Source organism: Leptothermofonsia sp. ETS-13, assembly GCF_049200465.1.
GTDB lineage: Bacteria > Cyanobacteriota > Cyanobacteriia > Leptolyngbyales > Leptolyngbyaceae > Leptothermofonsia.
On the sequence record NZ_CP120836.1, the window covers coordinates 1,952,460 to 1,976,945 of the forward strand.

17 protein-coding genes are annotated in these 24,486 nt (G+C 46.8%); 10 read left to right on the top strand and 7 right to left on the bottom strand.

Annotation, left to right across the window (positions count from 1 at the left end):
- Positions 1–123: 123 nt before the first annotated feature.
- The 3 genes from P4D80_RS08755 to P4D80_RS08765 all read right to left on the bottom strand — a co-directional run bounded on the left by P4D80_RS08755 (position 124) and on the right by P4D80_RS08765 (position 5,636).
- Positions 124–1,638, bottom strand: a complete 1,515-nt coding sequence (locus P4D80_RS08755; protein ID WP_421658681.1) for an FHA domain-containing protein — start codon at positions 1,636–1,638, stop codon at positions 124–126.
- Between the two features lie 273 nt (positions 1,639–1,911).
- A complete protein-coding gene (locus tag P4D80_RS08760) occupies positions 1,912–3,615 on the bottom strand; it encodes a hypothetical protein (RefSeq protein ID WP_421658682.1) in 1,704 nt (567 codons plus the stop codon).
- Between the two features lie 80 nt (positions 3,616–3,695).
- On the bottom strand, positions 3,696–5,636 hold the full coding sequence (locus P4D80_RS08765) for a protein kinase domain-containing protein (RefSeq protein ID WP_421658683.1): 1,941 nt from the start codon (positions 5,634–5,636) through the stop codon (positions 3,696–3,698).
- Positions 5,637–6,276: 640 nt separating this feature from the next.
- On the opposite strand from P4D80_RS08765, the gene P4D80_RS08770 reads away from it, so the two are divergent.
- The 3 genes from P4D80_RS08770 (at position 6,277) to P4D80_RS08780 (ending at position 10,085) form a co-directional block, all read left to right on the top strand.
- Positions 6,277–6,426 (top strand): hypothetical protein, encoded by a 150-nt coding sequence (locus P4D80_RS08770; protein ID WP_421658684.1) that lies wholly within the window; start codon positions 6,277–6,279, stop codon positions 6,424–6,426.
- Positions 6,427–6,544: 118 nt separating this feature from the next.
- The gene (locus tag P4D80_RS08775) at positions 6,545–8,230 is read left to right on the top strand and encodes a PAS domain-containing protein (RefSeq protein WP_421658686.1); all 1,686 of its coding nucleotides are present in this window, start codon (positions 6,545–6,547) and stop codon (positions 8,228–8,230) included.
- 448 nt (positions 8,231–8,678) lie between these two features.
- Positions 8,679–10,085 (top strand): hypothetical protein, encoded by a 1,407-nt coding sequence (locus tag P4D80_RS08780; RefSeq protein WP_421658687.1) that lies wholly within the window; start codon positions 8,679–8,681, stop codon positions 10,083–10,085.
- A 232-nt stretch (positions 10,086–10,317) separates the two neighbouring features.
- Here the strand turns inward: P4D80_RS08780 and P4D80_RS08785 are convergent, their stop codons facing one another.
- Both P4D80_RS08785 and P4D80_RS08790 read right to left on the bottom strand, forming a co-directional pair.
- A complete protein-coding gene (locus tag P4D80_RS08785) occupies positions 10,318–11,115 on the bottom strand; it encodes a hypothetical protein (RefSeq protein WP_421658688.1) in 798 nt (265 codons plus the stop codon).
- A gap of 426 nt (positions 11,116–11,541) precedes the next feature.
- Positions 11,542–12,234, bottom strand: coding sequence for a hypothetical protein (locus tag P4D80_RS08790; RefSeq protein ID WP_421658689.1), 693 nt, complete (start codon positions 12,232–12,234; stop codon positions 11,542–11,544).
- A gap of 936 nt (positions 12,235–13,170) precedes the next feature.
- On the opposite strand from P4D80_RS08790, the gene P4D80_RS08795 reads away from it, so the two are divergent.
- From P4D80_RS08795 to P4D80_RS08815, 5 genes are all read left to right on the top strand, one after another.
- Complete coding sequence (locus P4D80_RS08795; protein WP_421658691.1) at positions 13,171–13,968, top strand: peptidylprolyl isomerase; 798 nt, start codon at positions 13,171–13,173, stop codon at positions 13,966–13,968.
- A 135-nt stretch (positions 13,969–14,103) separates the two neighbouring features.
- Entirely contained in the window at positions 14,104–17,130 is a 3,027-nt protein-coding gene (locus tag P4D80_RS08800) for a peptidase domain-containing ABC transporter (protein ID WP_421658692.1), read from the top strand.
- Positions 17,131–17,143: 13 nt separating this feature from the next.
- Positions 17,144–18,619: an HlyD family type I secretion periplasmic adaptor subunit gene (locus P4D80_RS08805; protein WP_421658694.1), complete on the top strand. Its 1,476-nt coding sequence runs from the start codon at positions 17,144–17,146 to the stop codon at positions 18,617–18,619.
- Positions 18,620–19,222: 603 nt separating this feature from the next.
- Positions 19,223–19,666 carry a hypothetical protein gene (locus tag P4D80_RS08810; RefSeq protein ID WP_421658695.1) on the top strand — a complete coding sequence of 148 codons (444 nt, stop codon included), beginning with the start codon at positions 19,223–19,225 and terminating at the stop codon, positions 19,664–19,666.
- A gap of 215 nt (positions 19,667–19,881) precedes the next feature.
- A complete protein-coding gene (locus P4D80_RS08815) occupies positions 19,882–20,310 on the top strand; it encodes a hypothetical protein (RefSeq protein WP_421658696.1) in 429 nt (142 codons plus the stop codon).
- 80 nt (positions 20,311–20,390) lie between these two features.
- Here P4D80_RS08815 and P4D80_RS08820 read toward each other — a convergent pair whose 3' ends face one another.
- A complete protein-coding gene (locus P4D80_RS08820; protein ID WP_421658697.1) occupies positions 20,391–21,179 on the bottom strand; it encodes a hypothetical protein in 789 nt (262 codons plus the stop codon).
- A 569-nt stretch (positions 21,180–21,748) separates the two neighbouring features.
- On the opposite strand from P4D80_RS08820, the gene P4D80_RS08825 reads away from it, so the two are divergent.
- Positions 21,749–23,146 carry a CHRD domain-containing protein gene (locus P4D80_RS08825; RefSeq protein WP_421658698.1) on the top strand — a complete coding sequence of 466 codons (1,398 nt, stop codon included), beginning with the start codon at positions 21,749–21,751 and terminating at the stop codon, positions 23,144–23,146.
- Between the two features lie 175 nt (positions 23,147–23,321).
- Complete coding sequence (locus P4D80_RS08830) at positions 23,322–23,861, top strand: DUF2808 domain-containing protein (protein WP_421658699.1); 540 nt, start codon at positions 23,322–23,324, stop codon at positions 23,859–23,861.
- A 159-nt stretch (positions 23,862–24,020) separates the two neighbouring features.
- Here the strand turns inward: P4D80_RS08830 and P4D80_RS08835 are convergent, their stop codons facing one another.
- Complete coding sequence (locus P4D80_RS08835) at positions 24,021–24,398, bottom strand: nuclear transport factor 2 family protein (protein WP_421658701.1); 378 nt, start codon at positions 24,396–24,398, stop codon at positions 24,021–24,023.
- Positions 24,399–24,486: the final 88 nt, after the last annotated feature.

Consider the following 24,486-nt stretch of genomic DNA (forward strand, 5'->3'; position numbering starts at 1 on the left):
GATCAAGATTTGCCTTCAAATCTTACTGCCCAACTGAAAAAATTGACAAGCATCAATTGCCCAGCAAGCGTTACAAGCATTAGCTATTCTCTTGGGACAATTAATGCTTGTTGTTTCAACAACCTAAGCTTCGATCGCCAACCGATTCACTGGATAGGCCACACATGCCAGCGCGTAACCAGCCTGCTGATCTGTTTTGGTCAATGCGGTTGGTTGAGCGTCATAGCGGACATTTCCCCGTAGAATCTTTACCTTACATGCACCACAGGCACCAACCCGGCAGGCATGACGGATTTCAATGCCTTCTTGCTCGGCAACTTCCAGAATTGAAGCACTGCCATCCGCCTCCACACTCCGCTCAGATTTCAGGAAATGAATTTCAGGCGCACCTGTTTCAGATTCAGAGGAGGAATTGTCTGAATAGGGGCGTTTGCCGTTACTGGTAATGACCGTAATAGGCTCTGGCTGTGAGATGGAGAGTGGAGTGGGCTCGCCCTGAACAGATTTTGACCTTCTGCGACCAAAGCTTTCTTCCTGGTAGTTCTGCATTGGGAATTGCATTGCTTCCAGGGATGTGCGAATGTTCTGCATGAACCCTGCTGGACCGCAAACGTAGACCGCTCGCTCCAGTAGATCCGGTGCTACCAGTTGCAGCATGGATTCGGAAATTCGCCCCGTCAACCCCATCCAAGACCGCCCCACGGATTGTTGCGTTACAGTCACTGCCAGATGGAAATTGGGCATCTGGGTGGCGATCGCTTCTAACTCAGCTCGAAAGATGATGTCTTCCAGCGTGCGGGCACTATGGAGAAAAATGATGTCGCAGTCTGCCAGGGTATCCTGAACCCACCGAGTCATGGACATCATCGGTGTGATGCCGCTTCCGGCTGAGATCAGCAACATTTTGGAAGGCAAATTGGGTAGACAGGTAAAGTGCCCCAGTGGACCGCCAACAAACTTGACGCGATCGCCTTCCTTGAGATGGTCATGTAACCAGTTAGAAACCAGTCCCGGAGGCAAATCCGGTTGATCCGCTGGACTGGCTACCCGCTTCACCGTCAGGCTGATGTGATAAGGACGGGAGGGAGACGAAGAGATAGAGTAAGAGCGGGTCATAGGCTTACCGTCAATTTGCACTTCCAGGTTGACAAACTGCCCTGGCAAATACCGAAACATCACTGGCGGATCGGCAACAAAATAGAACGTCTTTACGTCTGGCGTCTCGTCAATAATGCGGCAACAGCGGCATAGCAAATCTTCCTGTGTCCACTGTTTTTCGGGGAAGCAAAGGGTTTCAGAAACAGAGGGCTCCAGAGAAGGCGCAGCTACTTCTTCCACATACAAAAATGTTTCTCCAAGTTGCAGCAAATCACCAGGGCGAAGCTGGCATTTTTCGTTCACTGGAACGCCCTTTCCATTAAGAAGAGAACCTGAGGTGCTACCGATATCAATAAAGTAGTAGCTACCATCGATACAAATAATGCGTCCATGAATACGGCTCACCTCTGGACTTGATAGAACCAGGTCACAGGTAGAACTGCGTCCAATCACCCATTCAGTCTGTCCGGGATAGGTTTGTTGCAGGTGGTGATGTTGAAATTGCTGCCGCTCAAAGTTAATGGATTTTAGGGTCAACATGCGTTTAACTCCTTGGTTGGGTAGCCGGTGATGGATCAGGGGGGGAGGGATGGAGGGATGGGAAGATGGGGGGATGGGAAGATGGGGCATGGGGAGATGGGGGGGTAGTGTTCTGGAAACGAGTTTTAACTCCTTGAAACCCTGATTCCCTCGACCCTCTAGGTTTGCCACAAAAAATTGACAAGCCCATCACTCCATCACTCCCCTGCTCCATCACCTATCCACCTGGTTACTCATCCACCCATCCACTCATCTACCCTCCTACTCCATCACTCATCCACTGGTGGCTTTTCGAGGGGGTTTGGCAATGGTTGTTGCTACGGTCGAAGTGTCAAGGCTGTGATTCATTGCCTGATGGGACTGGGCTGCTACCAGAACTTCGGGTTTCGTGGCAGCGATCGCTTCAATCATGGCAAAGTGGTCAGAATCTTTAAGTTGTAAGTCTTGCCGCAACTTCCTGCAAAACTCAAAACTGCCAGAAACATCGGTGGTTTTCTGTTCTAATAAATCCAGGACAACTCCGGTGTAGGTTTGTAGCCGCATTTGTTCAGAAACTCCTTGCATCACTTTCACCAGGGTATAGATTTCATCGGGTGTAAGGTCATCCAGGTCGCGCCCCCCCAGCAGGTTAGAGTCAAGTGGCAGTTTGTGTAATTGCTGCCGTAAGCTGGTGGCCATGCTTTCACGCTCATACTGGGCCCGTGTGCGTTTGAGGGTGCGGTACAGCCAGATTGAACCCACTAAAACAATCAGGGCATTAAAGGCGAGGAGGGGATAGTAAGGCAACCGATTGAGGGAGGGACGGGCACCGTAGGAAAAGAAAGTCCAGAATGAGGCCGCTGTAAATAAGGTGAACACAAGATGTTGCGCCTGCTCCTTGGATACGGGGCGACCACGCCAGACAACAAATCTGCGGCAGAGAGCTTCTAGAATGAGACCAATGGCTAGAGTAATAGCGATCAAAACACCAAAAGTGATGTACACCGCAATCGCTTTGGGAATTGGGATGGCATGGCCGTAAATATAGAAACCAGTGTCCATGACCTTAGCAATTTGGTCGTCTTCGTGAGTCCATGCCCCGGTAAAGTAATAATCCCAGTTACCGGCGTAGAGGAAATAGTACAGGTAGAAGGCAATCACCATGCCTAGATAGCCATACTGAACAAGCCGCCGACCGGGTTTCTTGAATTCGGTCCAGTAGGTTTTTTCGGCATCAATGTCAAAACAGGCTGCTTTACAGGCTACGCAAGCGCTTTGCTCCTTGCCGGTTTTAGAATCGACAGTGCGGCACATAGACTGGGTGATGGCTGACTTCTGCTCGCGATACGTCTGGCTGCCCAGGAGCGATCGCGGACCGGTATAGATCTGTTGCACGGGTGCCATTGGGCAGAAGTAGTGACACCAGCTTTTACCCGCGTACAGATAACCAATCAAAATTGCACAAATAATTGTGCCAATCAGGAAACTTCCCAAAGCAATGCGATCGGAATTGATGTATAGAATGCGGATGCCCAACCCTAAGACAAATAAACCAAACTGAAAATAGAGATGATTTCGCCCCAGCCAGGAGTTTTCAGTAATCCTGACCACATCCCAACGGGTTTCGCCAGTGACCGGATCGACTATCTTACGCCGTCGTTGGATACCCAGTGCCCGTGGAAGTTGAGAGAGAAAGGAGAGGGGGCAAATCCGCCGCCAAAACTCATGCCCAAAAACCAACAGAATAAAAATAGCCGCTGGCACAATCATTGCCCACCACATGAGTGCACTCATGGAAAAGGGTGTTTGGGGTAGACAGGATTCACGGATTTGAATACAACTATCTGGATTGACCCGAAATGGACTTGCCAGATTGTCAGGTTGAGTCCAGGCTGGGGTAATTGGGTCGTAGAAGAGTGAAGCAATTAATAAAAACCAGCCGAGGGTCAATAGCCATCGAACCCGGTGCATGGTTTTCTCTGAAACTTTGTGCAGCATAGGGTCACCTTCTGATCTTTGGTCATTGGTTACAGGTCGTTGGTCATTCGCGGTGAGAGCGGACCGTAAGGAGTCAGTGACTACTGGGCAGTTACACTCCGCAGCCCAACCGGGTTCATCAGCCCAACCGGGTTCATCTGCCAAACACGCAACTGTCGATTTGAACTAAAACTCACAAGGTAGTGATGATTGGGACTAAGGGCAATATCTAAATTGCGTCCCAATGTTCCTGCTTCTTTGGGAACCAGGCGTCCTCCTTTCCGGGTCCAAACTCGAATACTGCCGTTATCGTGGACGGTTACAAGACTTTGTTTGCTGAGGGAGGCGGTTATCGAATTGGCGGACTTGTCAGGGAACACCAGGGCTAATTCTTCCTGCTTCAGATCCCACACAAATCCCCGGTCTTTGCCAAAGCTGTATAGGGTGTGATCATCGGCAACCTGTAAAGCTACAATGGCATCGGTATGTCCGGCAAAGGTTCGATGCAATTGCCCGGAGCGAAGATCCCAAACTTGAAGCTGGCGATCGCTGCTGGCACTGATGAGACTGTCCGCCTTTGCTCCATAAATCACAGCAGTGACTTCGGCATCAGGAATCTTCAGAGTTTGTATCCGGCTTCCGGTTTGCATATCCCATCGCCGCAGGTTGCCATCCTTACAACCTGTGACCAGCGATCGCTGATCCGGGCTGATGGCAATGGCCGTGATGGGGTGCTGATGCCCCTGAAAGGCCAATAAGGATTGCTCAGAATCCATATCCCAGACACGAATCGTACCATCTTCACTACCACTTGCTAATAACTTTCCATCTCGACTGGTGGCTAAAGAGGTCACAGTAGCCCGATGGCCGTAGAAAGATTTAATCGCCTTGCCGGTCGGTAAGGACCACAGGCGTAAAATATGATCCGTCCCTGCCGTAATCAGCCTGCGATTGTCAGGAGTGATCAGCATCCGCTCCACTCCCGATTGAATTGGTAGATCTCGCACCATGGTTAAGCGAACCTCAGATTGATAGAACTGCTTCCCAAATTGGGTGAGCAGGGTTCTAATCTGCTTGCCATGAGCATGGATATACTGCCCGCCAACTACACCTAGCAGCAGAGCCGCAGCCGCTGGAATAAATGTTTTCTGCATGGCTGTTCGCCATCCAGAAATTGACACTGGCTGCCAGGAACTTTTTACGCTGGGTAACGTCTGAAGATCAGTCAGGACATCGGCGGGTCGCTGGTAGCGATCGCTAAATTTCACACGCACCAGTCCATCTAGAATCTCAACCAGTTTGGGATCAACCGATTTGTCATCTAATAAATAACGATGCCAATCGATTTCTCCTGAAATTAAATCCTGCTTAAATTCACGTGGATGAACCCCTGTCAGCATATGAATCACTAGCATTCCCAAAGCATACAGATCGCTGTTTAATTGGGACATGCCCAGGTGTTGCTCATCGGGCATATAACCTGGAGTGCCAATGGCAAGAGCCAGGTCATCACAGTCAGGTTTTGTGCTGGACTCGTCCTCTGGCAGAAAGCAGGCCGCTCCAAAATCAATTAAAACCAACCGACCGTCCCGCCGCCGCCGGATCAGATTACTGGGTTTAATATCCCGGTGAATGACTCGATGGGAATAGAGATAGTCCAGTACGGGGAGCAGTTCTAGCAGCAATTTGATGGCTACATCGGAAGTTAAGCGTTGTTTGCGGGCAAACCATCGGCCCAGGTTTTCGCCATCAATATACTCTTGCACTAAATAAGGCTGCTCTTGCTCATGACAATAGGCATATAACGTTGGGATTTGAGTGTGATGTTGTCCCAAACGCTCTAGAACAGAAGCCTCTGTTTCAAACAAATGCTGGGCAGCCTCTTGCGAAATGGCATTATTCGATGACAGTTTGAGACATTTAACAACACACAATGGATGACGGGGAAGATACTTGTCGCGAGCCAGATAGGTTTCACTAAACCCGCCCGCTCCTAGTTTTTCTAGAATCAGGTAGCGTCCGGTTAATAGTCGCCCAATCATACAATTCAACCTTCCATGGGGTTAGACCTGCGCGGGTTCTACCGCCATCAGGCGGTATTCTCAAATGACAGAATGACCTCTGCACTAAGTAACTAGACAAAATTAAATTGAAGATAGATTCGGGGGTGGAGGGGATGGAACCCCCTGCCTAGGGTGAAGCCCCCATTCCTTCTTCTTACAATTAATTGAGTGGAGCTACTTAGAAACAACTGCATGTCATTTTGCAGTTGTAATTGCGTTCACTCCTTCACACCCGGAAACAGGGCTTTTCTCATCAATTCGCCGAGTCAGGGAGCGAATCAACCTGTGTGGTAGATGAAACTTTGACTACCCTGATTTACGAGCAATGTAAGGGTAGATCTGATTTAGATGTCTCTGTAGATTATAGTGACCAAAAGCGCTGTTGTCCACGTCTTATGACAGAACTAACCGGAACAAGTGAGGCCAAATTAACTAGAACTTGCTACATGGTAAAGTTCTAATTAACTTTTGACTTTCTTGAATCTACTTAGACTGGCACAACGTAGCAGGTAATGTGACAGTCTATAAACAAGCATACACCAGGTTTTATGGTGAGAGTAGATGGATAAACATAAAATTGCGATTTGAACCGCTTTTCAAACTACTGGAGGAGTGAGTGTTGCAAGGAATCAGCGAAGTCACAAAAGTAACTGAAGTGATCTGTGATTACGATGTCGCAGGCACATCTGAGGAGCGGTATCTTTATCATTCCGTAGGAAAAACTCAAAGTAATGCAACGGATGCTTATGGCAACCGGAGCAGAGGCTGAAGGGCGTTGCTGAAAATAGGAGTGCATCTACCAGAGAGTAAGCAGATCGGTATCGAACTTGCAGAGTTCAAGATGCTGAAAGATATAGCTCCATCTGAAACGCAAGGATACATTGAAGATGGTTTTTACTTTCTGGGATATTCCTGGGATCCGGTCTCACAAGTCATTGGAAGTTCTGGAGCGATCGCTCAGTCCAATCTGTATTTACGGCGATCAAGGGCAAACCGTTTATGCCAGTCAGAGTTTTCTAGAGTTGCTGCAAGCCAAAGCTGAGGATGTTGGTTTCTTTGATTATTTTGCATCAGGATCTACCACCCTGGCTCTATTAACAAAGTTTTGGGAACGCGCTTTGCAAGGTGAAACCATTGGTTTTCTTTCTAAAACCAAAGATGGCTGGGAAGATATTGAGTGTTCCCTCCAATTCAATCCTGATGCAAAGTTAATGTTTTTAACCGCTAAGAGAGTCAGTTCTGAGGGAGACACTCAGAAACTGATTGAAGAGTATGAGCGGGCTATCTCCCTATTTAACTGCGCCAGTCTGGCAACTGCCTTGATTAACCCAGATGGAATGGTGGTCAGGTGCAATCAGAGATTTCACGAACTCCTGGAAACCACGGAGGATGAAACGCTTCACCTCGAAAAATTTGTTCATCCGGAGGATCGGCTGGTTGACGGGGATTTAAGGCAGAAATTGCTTGCGGGAGACATTAGTTCCTATACGATCGAAAAACGGTTAATTTCCAGAAGCCAGGATGTTATTTGGGTTAATATCAGCGTTTCGCTGATTGACTTGCCTGCCTGTATCAAAGGCTACCGGAAATATTTTGTTGCTTTGTTGGAGGATATCACAGAGAGTCGCAAGATTTATAATGCACTCGTCAGAACCGAAGAAAAATGGAAAGCATTTGTTTTAAATAGCCCTTATCTATTTATTCAAACTAGCAATACGGGGCAAATTATTTATGCCAGCCCTGTGGTTGAAAGTTTATTAGGCTATAAAGAAGAGGAATTACTGGGGCGGTACGTGACTGAGTTTATCCATGCCAACAACTTCAACGAGTTTGAGTTAGCGCTTCAGCTGTGGGTTAGTAACGTTCAATCTAGGCACCTGGGTATCGAATGCTGGTGGAAGACAAAATCTGGTAAATGGATATTTCTATACATTCAGGGACAACAATTTCCCTCGGTTTTAGAAATTGATGGAGTTGTGATTACTGGACACAACATTACCGATCGCAAGTATCTGGAGGTTGAACTAAAAGCTAGCGAAGAACGGTTTAAATCCCTGATATCTAATATTCCTGGGGCTATCTTTCGCTGTGACTCAACCTATACAATGAAGTTCATCAGTGACGGAATTGAAGAGATCACCGGGTATCCAGCTTCAGCCTTTGTCAATAACCGGGGCCTTTCTTACCTCAGCATTGTTCACCCTGATGACATTACATTGATTAAGGATTCGTTGATTCAGTCAGTTTTAGATCGTTATCGCTGTTCAATTGAATACCGAATCATTCATGCTAATGGCCAGATACGTTGGATATCGGAACGCAAACAGGGAGTGTTTGACAATAGTGATAATCTCCTCTGGTTAGGAGGTGTCTTGCTTGATATTAGCGATCGCAAACGCCTGGAAGAAGACTATCGGCGTAGTGAAGCCGAACGCAAACGCCTGGAAGCAGAACTCCATCGCTGTGAAGCTATTAACCGCACAATGGCCCAGATGATTCCTGGGTTAATCCACTCTAATTGTTTGGAATACCTGCCCACTCTTGCCTCTAGCAATGCTGGAATTGCTGATTGATATAAGTGGATGGGTGGAAGAGTGAAAGGGGGATGGAGTGATGGAGTGAAAGGGTGGATGAGTAGAGGGGTAAGTTTTAGGGTGAAACCTCAAAACTTAACCCTTTCTAACACTTACCCCTTTCTAACAACTAAGGGACTCGCCGAGAAATAACATCCCACTTTCATCCACCCATCCACCCATCCACCCGTTCAACTTGGGAATTGATTTGTACGCTGATCCCTAACGACCAACCGCTAACAACTGACCCTCCCCCCCTCCCCGCTCCCTTGCCTGCCATAAAACTCTTAATCAGAACTCTGGATTGCTTCGCATAATCTTTCAATCAGACTATTCGGATCTAGAAAAGTTTAGGATAAAATGAATTCATTGCATTTGATTTCTTCAGGTGTGCGGAGCTACCTTATGAGTAGCAACTGATAATAAAACCGTAATTTTTTTCACTTAAATGAGTCGTGAAGTTCCTGCCCTGGGTGTGAGTGAGGAGCCGGTTCAGGCCACCCTTCAATCAGAAGTTGAGTCCGTGACTGAGCCATTCCGTCAGGAAGAATTTTCTGAAGAAAATGCTGCTCTAGAAGGTGACTCGAAATTCCATGCTAATCTACTGAATCAGGCTGTTCAGTTACAACCTAAAGCTAAGGTTGCTTTAATTCGCAAATTGATTACTCAGCTTGAAACGAGTCATATTCAGACCATTTTAGAATTTGGGTTACGAGAGATTGGCGATCGCCACCGTCGCGGTACCGTAACTACTTCGGTAAATCACAATACCCGATTGTTGCTTAAGAAAGATTACAGTTACCAGGATCGGGGGTTGAGTGAACCAGCCCAGTATTACGTTTATCTGCGGCGACGTAAGCCGAAGCTAGATCGATACATTGGGGCATTATTTTATGTCCCTGAAGGTTGCGTACTTTCCTATGGTCTGGATGGGGAGGGGCGTATCGTTTTTAACCCGCCAGCCAATGTATTCCAGTTACAGGACTGTACCAATCCTTCTGTGACTCAAATTGTTCGCCTTATTTGTCTGGAACCGCCTCCACCGGACTACACCTTTACGAAGCAGCAGAATGATACTCCAGAAATTTACCTGAACGTGGAGTATCTGGACGTTAGAACTTACCAACCCATTATGAAGCAGGTGTATCCTTTCCCGGCCTGTATGCATGAAGGGGGACCGCTCGATCGCTATCGCTGGGAAGTTTCACTCGTACGGCGATCTCTGGAGCCCTCTGATTTTCATGAACTGGCTGTTCAGCCCGCTCTAGTCAATTCCCCATTGAAGAGGGAGTTACCGTCGCTCCCAAATGGATTGAATTCATTAGCTGCTTCAGATCAGTCATCTCCTGAGGTCGAACCTCCTTTAAGTCGTTCTAGAGGAGCTTCTTCCAAGCCACCTCGACGCATCCTTGAGTTGCCAGCGACTAAATCTCTCACCTTCTATTTGTCGAATCAAGACGACTCAGACACCGTCTTAAAACGGATGCGTCTATGGGTTGCCTGGAGTGAAAAAGCCATGCCTCAATCCAGATGGACGCTGGTTCAAAATGAGATGGTTTATACACTGATGAATGCTCATTTCAAGCGAACCATTCTCAAGTTTTCTTACGATCAGGGGACGGTTATATTGGAAAACTCACTGGCTGTTCTGGTGAAATGGTTCCATGATTTAAGCCTCGCCGTTTCTCAGGCGCAGAATCAACGGCAGTACAGTACGGCTCAATTGAAACTGGCACACAGCCTCTTTGTCGATATGAGCCTTCCCCAAAAAGACCCGGTGGTTGTGTTGAAAAAATTGTTTGGAGTTGAGTTTGCTGTCACTCCAGGCAATCAAAAGCCAGAAGCAAAACGCTAAATGCTAAGTAGTCACAATGAACTGCGTATAGCGCCACGAATGAAAAAAGGGAGTCAAGGGAATCAAGGGTTCTATTTTCAATTCAGGCAGGGGAGTAGGTGATGGAATGATGGAGTGATGGGGTAATGGGGTGATAGTCCTTTCCATCACTCTACCTCACACCCTTGAAAAGGGCTATATCACTCCATCACACTTTTCCCCTTCTGGCTCCTGACTTCTGACACCTCACACCTCAATCCACAATTGTAGAAGTCACTTCTAATGAGGTCATATCAGCGGGTTGCACGGTGGGTAGATCGGCTGTGGCAATTTGTAAAAGAGTTTGATCAGGCTCATAGAGTTTTGTCATCGCCTGTTGCAACAATTCCTGAACCAACAGACTGTTATACATCAGCGAACCCTCTAAGGATTTAGTGGCATCGATCGCTCTCTGCCAATCTCCAACTTTCTCCGCCGCGATCGCCTGATTCAATTGCCTGGCCTGCTTGCTCCAGAGTTGTCTTAGTTCAACAGCGCGATCGTGCAACTGGCTGGTTTCTGGAATCGCTTGAAGTATTGCAATAGCCGTTTTCACCTGGGCCTGCTGACAGTGGAGGGTTGCCTGTCGGAGTAACTCCCTCGACCAGTCCTCTTGAAGTTGTTGGGCCATTTCATAGTGACGACTATTTTTAGGAATTCCTGCAATCGTGGCAATCGCCTGTCCAAATTGTTCACGGCTGGCTAATGCCTGCGCTTTTTCTAGCAGGCTACTGTACAGAGTTTCCATTGTGTTGGGCAGCCTGTCTTTGCCACCCTGGCTCCATTGAAGATTGAACAATGGCTCCGTAGTATTGGAGGTTGCAATGACGGCTTTTGGCAAACAATGCTTTTCAGCACTGCTCAATTGATTAGGAGCTTTTGAAGAACCCGCTTTGGCAGCCTGATTTCTGCAATCATAATCGCTGGCTCCTGAAGTGGAGGATTGTGTCCAGCCATAGATAAGTATTGCTAAGCAGACAATGGTTCCGCTACTTAAGATCTGACGGTTCATAGCCCAAAAAGGTCCAAAACGAACAATAGTGTGAGGATGGTAAAAGCAGATGCCCCCTGAACTGTACAACCTTAAGTCGGTATATCGCGTGAAGGTTCGTTTGCTGGTGAAAGAGCAGTGTAAGCTCCTCTTTCATCCCAACCCAAATCCCTGGAATATTGGTCTTATTTGGAGGATAAGCCTTACTTATCCTCCAAACTCTCAGAAAGCCCGCGCGAAAACAGAGGCTAGTACAGCAAAACGAAAGTTTTGTTGGGGGTGCAGGGGTTCCACCCCTGCTTGGGGGCGAAGCCCCCAACCCCCCATATTGCGAAATTTAGTGTTTGCAACAATAGTGGCCTGTCAAGACTTATTTTGTGAGTTGAGAACTCACAAAATAACCACTCTTATTCAATCCAGAGATACAACATTAAAACTGACAAACCACTAGACTACATTAAAATCGGTTGGTGTGAAGATTGCCAGATTAGCCTGTCCGAGAGGTCCTCGTTGGTTATCCAGGTTGGCAAGGACGCTGATGTTGCCACCATCACCCAGATCTTGAGAATAGACCAGACGAGTCAATCCTAAGGTTGAGTTGAAGTAAATAAACACTCCTTCGTCAGAAGTGATATTCGGATTATTGGCGATCGCACGAGCCGCCGCCCCCGCAGCAGGGAAGGCATCCAGCAACACGAGGGCATTGCCATCAGCCGCAATTTGAGAGGTTACCCCCTGCTGGAACACGAAGTTTTCAATTCCCAGATCCTGTCCAACAAAGGTAAATCGGTCTTCTCCAAAGGTAAAGTCTGTAATCACATCGGGGCGATTCAAGACATTGATACCCGTCTGCCCGGCGGGTAGAGGTGCACCATTGGCAAATAGATCACCTGCAAACAAAAGCTGATCGAATCCTGGCCCACCAGTTAGTCTATCAGCTCCAGGTCCCCCCAGTAATACGTCATTCCCAGGTCCGGCATCAATTGTGTCATTACCGGGTCCTCCGTCAAAGGACTCATTCCGAATTCCCCCCAAAAATGTGTCATCGCCAGCTATTTTCACTGCGGCTTTGGGAGGTAAATCCTGATTAAAGCTGGCCACTAAATCATTGCTAAAGGTTTGTCTTGGGCCTTTGATCATGATGACTTCCTCGTTATTCGTTGAATTGTGTGCAATGAATTGCAATCTACCTGTCTTGTTTATAGGAGATTGATTCATTTACAGATGTGCTCATTGGCGTTGCTGAAAAGCGGGATGAATTGAAACGAAGTTTCAAGCATCCAGCACCTTTTTCATCCCCAGATTCAGCAATGCCGTGCTCATTTGACCTGATGACTCATAAGTCGGTCTTTGTCTGCATTGCATAACGCTGGATTTCTATAACCTCTGTGACATGGAGGCTGCTGCAAAGCAGACAGAAATGTTGAGATCTCGTCCAGCTGAACCTTGGAAACCTGTAAGCGCTAACCACTTTAGTAGAATAGTTACTTTGCACCCATGATTTTATGGAGAGTGCAATACCACCCTGTACCAACTTAAAGAACCGGAAGGATTTAGCCAACCTGAGATTCTCAGAACTTTTTTGAGGCTGCATCGAATTTCTACACATGCAAACTTACGTATAAAACCAAATTGAACTAAATACAGAAACGCTATCAAGCACAGGTTCTACAGGGTAAAGGACTTCCGTTCACCAGTATTGAGGATCTCTATCTTTGTTTCTTTTTTTACCCAAAAGTCTAACTTTGCTATTTAGAACTGAATTCGTCTGGATGGTTCTAAATAAGTAAAAGTCAATAAAATCCTGATTTGTTGGTGAATGAATGAATAACCGAATTGAGTGTTTCTGAGTAGCAGGATGGGTTGAGAGTTGCAATCTATCCAACTCAACTCCATCTCTGGAATCAGCAATGCCCTGAATTGCAAGGATGGGCGATCGCGTCCTCCCTCAACTGGAACAATTTACAAACTGGTTCTAATTAACTGGATACCTAGATGATTGTGGTATAGTCACAGCACAGGGTGTTATCAAACCATCTACAAAGCTTTTCCGACCCAGGGCTTAGGAAGACTACCATGAGTAGCTATCTCAAGATTGGAAATCGCCTGTTAGATGGCGATCAGATTATTTCTGCACTCGTTCAATATCAACTCCTGGAGACTCTGGTAGGGCAGGTACTTCTGGATGACGTTATTAAAGACGTGCAGTTAACGCAGCAGGAAGTGTTTCAACTTCTGACCGGAATCACCCATCCCTCAATACCAGATGATTTTGAAGGATTTGTCATTCAATGGTGTCAGGACAGAGGTGTGACTCCGGAGTACTTCAATACAGTGATCATGCGGGGATTCCGCATCAAGAAATTCAAACAGCTTTACTTTGCTGAACAGGTTGAATCGGAATTTCTGCGGGTTAAATCGGATTTAGATCAGGTGGAGTATTCACTCATTCAGCTCACTGATCTGACATTAGCACAGGAATTGTATTTTCAACTGCGCGATGACGGAGCCGATTTTGCACAGTTGGCTCAGCAATATTCTTTAGGAAGTGAACGGCACACGGGCGGACGAGTCGGTCCAGTATCGATGTCCACAATTCCAGCCGATGTGGCAACCCTGTTTTGCAGTGATCAGGTAGGAACAGTTTATGGTCCAATTCCTGTGGAAGATGTGTTCTGGATTGTTCGACTAGAGCACTTTTCAGCTGCACGATTGACGGAATCCACTCGGTTTAATTTGATCAACCGAATGTATAACCAGTGGCTTCAGGCGCAGGTCAAAAAAGTATTGAGTACGCCTGGCATGGTTGCGGTACAGCCAGATTCAGCAGAGCAATCTCAACAAGATGAACAGTCATTAACGACGCAACGATAAAAGGATGACATTGGGTGAAGCGTTGCTGAATATAGGTATGTTGTCAGCAACGCCTGACATTGGGTGATGACTGACTGATGGGTGCAAGTCTTGCGCCCTTGTGAGGGATCTATCAATTGAATTTAGGGAATTGATATGACACTTTTTGACGCCCCCATGCACTCATTTCTTTCAGATTTTTTTGCAGCATGGCCCTTTAATCACCTTCCTCCCAATTTACGGGAGCAGGTCGCATCAAAGCTTCAGTTACGCTCTTTTCAGCCCGGTGAGTTGATTTACCCGCCCAGAGAATTGCCCTCAGAGGTTCACTGTATCGTGCGGGAACGGGTAAGAATTTTGGGTCCAACCTCGTTTCAAAGCCCAACTCTAGCAGTGGTGGGGAAGGGCACGGTTGTAGGTTGGGATAGCTTGCTGCGTCGGGTTGCCGCTGGCTCGGTTCGGGCAACGATGAGTTTTGCAGACAGTAATCATGAGGTGCTGACGTTGGCGCTTGCTGCTGATGAGTTTGAAGCGATCGCAGAAGCTCACCTGATGTCTGTGCTGATGGAGCGGACGACTGTGCTTGAGGTATTTGATACCCTTTCTCGTTGCCTGTCAAATATGCCCGGACGCCCTTCGGATATTAATCTGAAGGAAATTGTGAATTACATTGATCAGGAGCAATTGGCGGTTATAAAACATTGGGATGGTTCTCAATCTGATGCATTAGAGTTGCCTTCTGATTATATCTGGCTCATTAGTGGAGGCGAGGTTCTCAATCCTCCAATTGGTACTCCAATCAAAAGTGTTAATCAGTTGCAGCTAACTCGAAAATCGCGGTTTCCAGTGCGGTTGTTGGGGATTGATCGAAATTGCATTGCCTCCACACTGCTCCGGCGCACAATCCCTACTACGGCAGAGGGGGATGGAGAGTCACTGGCTCCGGATGCTTTCTCCCCAACGGCACCTCCTGTTTATTTTGCTCCGCCTGCTACCCATTCTTACCCCATCTGGCAGTCTTCTTCCTCTGACCCGATTGAAGATGTGGTGGCCTGTTTCGGTATGATCTGCGATCGCTTGCGGGTACCCTACCGCCCGGATTCGCTGCGTCGTTCACTTAAACAGCAATCCGTCAAAAAGTTTGAACCATTTGATTTGTATGTTCGCATTGCTCAAGCAATTGGATTGAATGCTCATGTTATCCGTTTTACGCCTACATCGGGTGGCATCAATCGGCTCACTACTCCAGCCTTGATTCAATGTGGCGATATTTTTGCTGTCTTACATGATGTGACTCCCAACACCGTTGTATTGGGTTCGCCACGAACGGGATTGCTGCGTCTGGAACCAGAGGAACTGGCCTCTCGCCTGATGCTGAATCCGGTTCCTCCGGGAGAACAGGCGGGTTCTCACTGTCGGGCGATCGTGATGGAACGGCTACCCACGACTCCCAAAAAACGGTTTGGGTTCCATTGGTTCTTGCCAATGGTGATTAAGCAGCGTGGCATTCTGGTGCAGGTTTTGCTGGCTTCAATCGTGATTCAACTGCTGGGTTTAGCCAATCCCTTACTGGTTCAGCAGGTGATCGACCATGTCATTATCAGTTCCAATGCCGGGGCGATGTCAATGTTTGGCATTTTGATGGTCATGTTTGCCTTTCTGGAAGGGGCGTTGACTATTTTACGAACGTACTTGCTGATTGGCACGACAAACCGCATCGATTTGCACCTGGGAGTTGAAATTGTTCGCCACCTGTTACATCTGCCCCTGAACTTTTTTGAAAAACGTCCGGTGGGGGAGCTATCATCACGACTTCTGGAACTGGAAAATATTCGCCAATTCATGACGGATACTGCCATTACCACCGTTATGGATGTGGTATTTTCCATCTTTTATATTGGGGTCATGCTGCTCTATAGTGCCTGGTTGACGGCCTGTGTGCTGCTCACGATTCCGATAGTGATTGTTTCAATGTTGATCATGTCGGGGGTTCAACAAAAGCTAATTCGTGTCAAGGCAGACCAGGGAGCAAGGGTACAATCCTATCTGGTGGAGGTTTTGGGTGGCATTTCATCGGTTAAGTCACAACACATGGAATCGTTAGTAGAGGCAACCTGGCGCGATCGCTATGTGCAATACTTGACCAGCGGCTTTACCACATCAACGGTGAATACCATTTTTTACTCTTATAGCCAGTTTCTCAATACCATCAGTAGTTTGCTGGTGCTATGGGTTGGTGCTGATCTGGTGCTGAAAGGAGAATTGTCTTTGGGGGGATTGATTGCCTTCCGAATTCTGACTGGGTATGTGACAGGTCCGCTTTTACGTCTGGCCCGCCTGTGGCAGCGCTTTCAAGAAACGTCGCTTTCGATGGAGTTGCTGGCGGATATTGCAGACTCTCCGGTTGAGGAGGAGCTATCTGCGGAAAGAGGCCAACTTCAACTGCCTACAATTACTGGGCATGTTCAATATCAGGGCGTTAGTTTTGCATTCAAGCCGGGACAGCTTCAATTATCAAATATTGATCTAGATGTTTCGGCTGGTACTTTTGTTGGCATTGTGGGTCAAAGTGGTTCAGGAAAAAGCACGCTCATGAAGCTGCTACCCCGTCTGTATGTGCCACAAAATGGCAGCATTACGATTGATGGGTATGATATCAGCAAAGTTGACTTGAATTCTTTGCGATCGCAAGTCGGAATTGTTTCTCAGGATGCGGTTCTGTTTCAGGGAACTATTCGAGACAATATTGCATTGTTTGAAAATTTGCCCGATGAGGACATCATTGCGGCAGCAAAGGTTGCAGAAGCTCACGATTTTATTATGCAGCTACCGGAAGGGTACAACACGCAGGTAGGAGAGCGGGGCAGCAACCTGTCAGGAGGACAACGGCAGCGAATTGCGATCGCCCGTGTTGTGATCCGCAATCCTCGTCTGCTGATTTTTGATGAGGCAACCAGTGCCCTGGATTATGAGACGGAACGAAAAGTTTGCACTAATTTAATGCATCGATTTCAAGACCGTACCTGTTTCTTCATTACTCACCGGCTCAATACCATTGCCCGTGCAGATTGGATTCTGTTTATGCAATCGGGCGTTATTGCGGAGCAGGGAACCCATTCCGATCTCATAGCCCGCCGTCAGCTTTACTACTGCCTGTATTCTCAACAATCCCGTGAAGCATGAGTGGAGAAAGATTATGAAGCGTCGTCATTGGTTACTTTCCCCAATTGGAGCACTACAAGATCGTTACCGGACCATGCTAAATCAGGTGGAACAAGACCTGGAAACGAAAAGCATTGGTTTGCCATCTACCGCAAATTGGACTAAAAGAATGACACAGATCATTCTAGTTGGGATTACCGTAGGGGCTGGCTGGTCAATCTTTGCACGGGTTGATGTGGTCGTGAATGCCAGCGGCAAATTAGAACCGTTATCGCAATCACAGGTAATTCAGTCCAGGGTAGGGGGAACGGTGACGGCTGTACTGGTGCGGGAAGGAGATTCAGTAAAACAGGGGCAATTATTGATGCAGTTGGATAAAACAGCACTTCATAATCAGATGCAAGCCCTTCTGTTACAACGGGAACAACTGGTTAAAGAAACGGCTGTTTTGCGCATGGCACACCAGGGTAAGCCTTTAGAAGTTTTAAGTCGGGGTAAGACAGAAATTCCACCGGAATTGATGAACCGCGTTCAAACTCGGCTGCTGCTCGTGGCTCAGATAACGGGAGATCCAAGCCAGTTATCGCCGGAACAATATCAACGCTATGAGCTATTCCAGCGGCAATTGCGCGATCGCCAATCCCTCACCCAACTACAGGAATCTAACATCCAATCACAAATTGCCGAAGCAGAAGCACAACTGGCTCAAACTAGATTTCAACTCCAAACTGAACGAGAACTTTTGGCAAGACTCCAACCTCTGGTTGATCAGGGAGCCATTTCACAGGTCAACTTGCTCCAGCGCAAAGTCAGTGTGAGCGAATTACGTAAGCAACTCATTCAAAATAACTTACAAAAACGGCAGTTAGAGGTGAATCGGTTACAGTCAAGGGTAGAAGAGGGTAAATTGCTGAACGAAACCCAACAGGATTTGCAACGCCAGTTAGCAGAATTAGATGCTCAGTTTGATGCCACTATTAAGGACAACCAGAGGCAACTGATTCAAGTCATCTCCCAATTAAATCAGGTCAAAATTGACCTGAAAAACCAGGATTTGCGGGCACCGGTTGATGGTGTTGTATTTAATCTGGGGCCCAAGCTGCCAGGGGTTGTTGCTCAGGCTGGGAAGGCACTGCTGCAGGTGGTTCCGAATGAAGCACTCACTGCACGAGTACAGGTTGCCAATGCGGATATTGCGAATATCCGTGTAGGGATGCCAGTGGATATCCGGGTGGATGCTTATCCATTCACTGAGTATGGTTCGATCAAAGGAGTCGTTTCAAGGCTCGGTAGCGAAGCTATTCAGTTAAGTGAAAATGCTCCCGGACCGACTGTTTTTCCAGTGGAAATTCGACTTGAGCGCCAGTTTTTAGAACGCAAATCTGAGCGGTTTCCGTTGACACCGGGAATGAGCTTAGCTGCTATGATCAAAGTCCGACAGCGTGCACCTATCAGTTACGTAACGGAAGAAATTACGAAGGTATTTGATGGGATTAAGTCTGTACGTTGACTAGTAAACCTGATAGGGAATGCAAATTTAATACAGGGTGTGTTAGACGAAGCCGTAATGCACCAACAGCTTACAGGTGGTGTGTTACGTTGCAATATAGCGTTCACAAGTAGTTTGTGAACAAGGGGGGGGTGAAGCCCCCGCGCAGGTGTTCTACCCCTGCAACCCATTCGAATTTCAAGAAGGATCGCTATAGCGTAGCCTACGCAAATTGTGCCTTATCCACAATCCTAAATTAATGATGCGCGGTGAGCTGCCATCATTAACCACTTCAAAATCATTACGACTTGAGCACTACCCACTGATCATTGATGAGGAAACTAAAATGCACAAATCTCTACTAGCTTTCATTTTGTTTGTTTGCAGTGCAGCTTTCACTCTGATGGCTCTTAATCTATTTGTGAATACGTCGATGTCTAATAGCACTTCGAATCCACCTGCACAGGAAAGTCAGGATTCCCCTTCTTCTGGGAGCAATGGCTATTGACTCTCTAGTAGTGGGTTGATTTGGGACGCGAAGGCTAATGGCCAATTGAGCTGCACTATCACTAAATTGCTCTAAATTTTGATTTCACTCAAACTCTATTCAGGAGAAAGGTGCTGATGTATAGATCACTGGCAATGTTTACCTTAACTGTTAGCGGATTTGTGATTACACCAATGGTGTTTGCTCCGCCTCTGATTGCCCACCAACAAACTTCTACTGGTGATGTTGAGGTCATGATTCATCTTGATCCAGATGATTCGCCCTATGCTGGGAAGCCTACACTAACCTGGTTTATGCTGATGCGACGGAATGGCGATATAATTTCTCCTTCAAGCTGTAACTGTCGTGTTGTTGCTTACGACTCTCGCAATCGGGCGATCGCCCACCATCTGCCTCTTTCACCGATGCCAATTGAAGGACATCAGAAAGGCCATGAAGCAGTAAGCACAATGATTACGTTTCCCAAACCAGGTTCCTACACGGTTGTTTTATCAGGCAGTTCAAAGAAGAGAGATTTTAATCGATTTGAACTGAGGTTTCCTGTGAAAGTTCGCCCTTAATTAAGTTGAAATACAGTAATAACAAGGAGATTCCATGGCTAGATTGCGTTATCGCTCCATCCAACCACTCATCCTGATCCCTGCTTTGGTTGGTGCAATATTTCTTGTCTGTACCGTTCATTGCAGCCTGCCTCATTAGGATTCCAGTTCATTAATAGCCTGAACAAATCAGGGTGTTCTCCACGTCAACTTCTATTCAGAGATGTGGTGACATTATGAAGGTACTATCCCAACGAAACGAGTCCATCTTTACCAGAGAATCACCTTTTGCCGCTCAAAATTTGCGATCGCAGATTAAGCAGGAATTACGGCAGAAAATTTATACCGCACTACAGTCTGCGAAAAACTTACCACCAGAGGACTGCTTGAAAGAGATTGAAACCAGACTTTTAGCCATTCAAAAGGATTGCAAAGCTCTGAAAAAAACATTCATTGTTGTTGAAGAGAAGATCACCTGCGATCAGTATGAATTAGGTGGATCGAATCAGGATACTGCAACGCTCTTTCGAGGGCCTGCTGAAGATGCTTCGGTTGCAATCTGTGTAACGGCTAAAGGCTCCCTCCTCCATCGCAATGGCTATCCCTGGACAGTTTATCGCAATGCGGGAGATGTAGATCCAATCGAATATTCCTCACCTCTGTGATTCTGTTCCATCTTTGCGACCATCCAGATCCCCGAAAAAGATTCGGGGATCTAAAGTGTCTATTTCAGTGCCATTCTCACCTAAAGATCGTCAGCATAGACCAGACGAGTTGCAGATCGCAGTTCAAACAATAGATACTCTTCCATCACGCTCCAGAAAAAAGCACGCAATGTTTTGCGTCGAGCTTCAAGTGGAATTGAGTATTCAAACGGTGAATCACAGGGTTTGAGCTTTGCTAAATGGTTCTCGCATCCACAGCCATGCTCAAGAAAATATCCATACTGACTGGACACACTATCGATCAACCGCCGGAGCATTGATACATAACCGCCATGAAGAATGGCATCAAATTTTCGAGCTACCGCCAGGTCCTGCTCATTAAAGCGAAAAGAGCGAACCTCGAACAGGTCTGAGCGTTGTAAGGGGTGAAGAAATGTCCAATAGAATGTCGCAGGCACATCGTAGCTCAGTTCGTCAAACAAATGACTGACAATATTAACAAGGACAAGGCGTTCACGCTGTTGGGGTTTTGAAGCTAGCAAATCTTTCCGAATCTGCTGAAAATCCGGGTAGTTTTCGGGAAGGAAAGCTTCTCCAAAATGGACTACCGCTTCCCACGCTAGCAGCCCATTTCCTTCACAGTAAGCATACTTGAGATGTTTGGTATCAGGACGTTCTAAAAAGAGGGTGTGGCCGTACTGATTTTTGGCTAAGAATACCTGAGCCATCGCTGTGTAAACATGGGGCTCGCTCATCCAGGTGCTCCTAGCGATCTGTTGCCAGATTTCTGGCATACATTCAATTGGCACAGCAGGTTCCCCATTAATTGAGGTCAAGCGTGGACTAGAAGTAACTATTGCAGATTGCATCAGATTTTCTCCCTATGCTAAACACATTTTCAGCTTAACGACGCAGGAATTCACGATTCGAGAAATAATTTCTGTCCGAATTAACTATGCCACAGGTAGACCCAATTGAATCCATGATGATGAATAGAATATAGGATATTGCCGAACACTTTCATCTATCTACTAACTGGAACCCTTAAATCCATCAGTTCTAGTTAAATATCATTCCAATTTGGAAATTGGTCTAACAAATATTGCCACTCATAATTTACCTTGCTATAGTTGAGGCTAGTGAAGGTGACCATTGATCGTGAAGGGTTCAGGTCCCCAGAAGATTCGTTCCCAGCGAGTTTAGTAGTTTCCCTGATTGCTTGTAACCATTCCCCTCGTTTGCGTTTACTGGCTACTCAGCATCATTAGCTTCAGGGATCTGGCTGTAACTTTGTATCTACCATCTCAAATTCATTTCAGGCTGTAAGCGGTAATATTACTGCCAGTAATTTAGCTGCTAAAAATCTTTTGGGGCTGCGTCCCTGAGCATTAATAGGTGACAACCTCTGCTTCTATCTCATAATTGCAAGGAGTCAATCATGGAAGGATTTGATTACAAGAACCATTTGAACCACAATCACACTCATGGTACTGGAATTGCTGATCCAACTTTCAGCACTACTAATTCCAGTAGTTCTACTAACACCTCAATTGGCTCTTCGGTACAGGAGTCTGAGCTCGAAAAATCACTGAATGATGCCCTTGCACCAGAGGAACGGGAAAAACTCACATCTGTTAGCGATGATCATAACCATAGTCCGGTTGTTGGCAAGTTTGAGTTTCATGTTGATCTAAACAATGTAGACTCTCCCAGGAGCCTGGACCCCAAGAAAGTTACTCGCGAAACTTCCTTTAGAGATAACCTAGGTGCCAGGGGCGATATCTTGAATCCCAAGGGTGGTAACAATGTTGTGATTGGTTCCGGTGACAGTGATATCATTCGGGGCACAGGGCGTGGATTTAACACCATTACGACAGGTACGGGTAGAGATACCATTATTCTGGGTAAGGAAACAACCAATCGCATCTTTGATTTTGATCCATCGAGCGATCGCTTTGCCCTCTCGGGTATCAATCCTAAAAATGTCGTGATTGCCCAGGGGAAAAACCCTGGTAAAGGAGGGCTTGAACAACCCCTGGATTCAAACAACAATGCGTTGATTATCGACAAAAAGACAGGGCACATTCTGGCTGCTTTGCCGTTTGTCAAAGCATCAGATATCAATGAGAGCCACTTTGTCAGAAATTCAGCTAAAGCTAATGCAAGCTTACGAGATTTCAAGGAGCTTGGCGTCAGAAGCCAGCGTGGTAGTGGAACGCTGACCGGAACTAACGGGCGTGACCGTCTGATTGGAGGAGACGGAAACGACTTCCTTTATGTCGGTGATGATGGATTTTCCTTCAACACTGCTAAAGGTGGGGGCGGGACCGAGTTCCCCTTCAAAACCGATAGCCCTGGAACTTCTGAGCTGAACTTTGAACTGAAAAAGGGCGTATTTCGCGTCAACGGTAGCTACGAAAACTTCGATGGCTTTCCTCTCTTTAGCCAGGGAGAAAAAGAAATCGATCCAAACGCTAAAATCCTCAACGGTTCTGACCCCAAAGCACTGGTTGAGGGCTTCTTGAAAGTTCCTCAGGATAAGGAGGGCAATCCCATCTCTGGAACCCACTTACACTACAGCCCGGCGGGAGATAGTCGCGGTAACTTTGCCGATGCGACCGTGATTCGATTCTTTGAGAACAACCCCATCGATGCCAAGTCCGGTACGATTTCTGGAGAGTTTAAGCTATCTCCCGAAGAGCAAGCGGCGTTACTGGCTGGTACCCTGTATGTGAACATTCACACTAACATTGACGGCGATGGTGATGGTAGAGCGGGCTTCCCCACAGGTGAGAATCGCCTCAATATCAACCGGGATGTGGTCCGGTTTGCATAACGGTTTGGTTTAAAGCTGTCCTTTTGAAGTCGTTTCCTCCTGCTGAGTCGGTGTATGGATCGCCTGTTGAGGAGTCATGTAATTTCTTGCCAATTCCTCAACAGGTTTTCTCTATCACCCCGATCGCCACAGCAAAGATCGTATCAAAGACATTCGACTTTCACTGGAGTGAATCATGCTAAAGATCAATAGAGTATTGACATTTGCGATCGCCAGTATTTTGCTTCACCCATCGGCGGTTGCATTAGAGCCAAATACAATTTCTGCAAATGCCAGCAATGCTCTGAAACTTGCCAGTGTTTCAGTCACGAGCCAGCGATCTCCAGCTACAGGTAACACCTGCTACTTCACAATGTTTTTGCCCGAACGCACCGGAAAACGATTTACCAGGCTATCGTTCTCGTTTACGGAGCAAAGCCGAGACAAAGCAGTTGCTGTGATTCCGTTTGATCTGTCCAGTACCAGAGCGTTGGTTGGAAAACCGGGGGCGTTTGGTCGTGAAATAGGGCTAAAGGGAGCCTGGATTGATGAAACGGGCACTCTCTGGGTTGAATTTGGTCAGCCAATTCCTTCCAACACAACGCTGACAATTGCATTAAGGATGCACCAGGCAAGGTCTAAAGAATCCTATGAGTATGGAGTTGCAGCCTATCCGGATTCAGAAAGTCCGGTTCCTATATTTGTTGGGAATGGAATTTTAACTACAAGTCCCTAACTGTTTCTCTTCCGCGCAGAGATGCCAACCAATCAAAAAATCCTGATTCTGAACAATTTGGTGTTTTGAAGTCCCTTCAACCTTTTCCCCAAACCCCTCTCCAAGCCGGAGAGGGGCTTTTCATCTAACTCTCCTTCCTCCCAGGGAAGGGGCTGGGAGTCAGGTCTGAGAAGCCACCACACTTCCTGCAATCACTTTCCAGTTGTCTTCAAATAGCTTCCAAACTCTGAGATAGCGGAATTTACCATCAATTTCCTGTCCTAAGTAGTTTCCTTTGATCTCGACTGTGACAGCAACAACAGCGTTGTCTCCAATCATCCTTAGCATTAGATCACTCGATTCAACGGTATGCAGGTTGATGGTTCCTGAACGGTAATTGTTCAGATCCATTGCTTTAGTTGCCGTTTCACCAGTGGGGCCATTAAACAGAAGATCATCGTGAAGCAATTTATCTAGAAGTTCCACATGATTGGTTTTCATTGCTTCTAGCAGATCGTTCTCATTGATAAGGACCTGAACTGCGTGGATGGTTTTCATGCTGTTTATTGTTTGATTTAACCAAGAGTCATGATACAGGCTGTGGAGTGGGGGATCAATTTTCACAAATGATGCAAGGCTGCTGTAG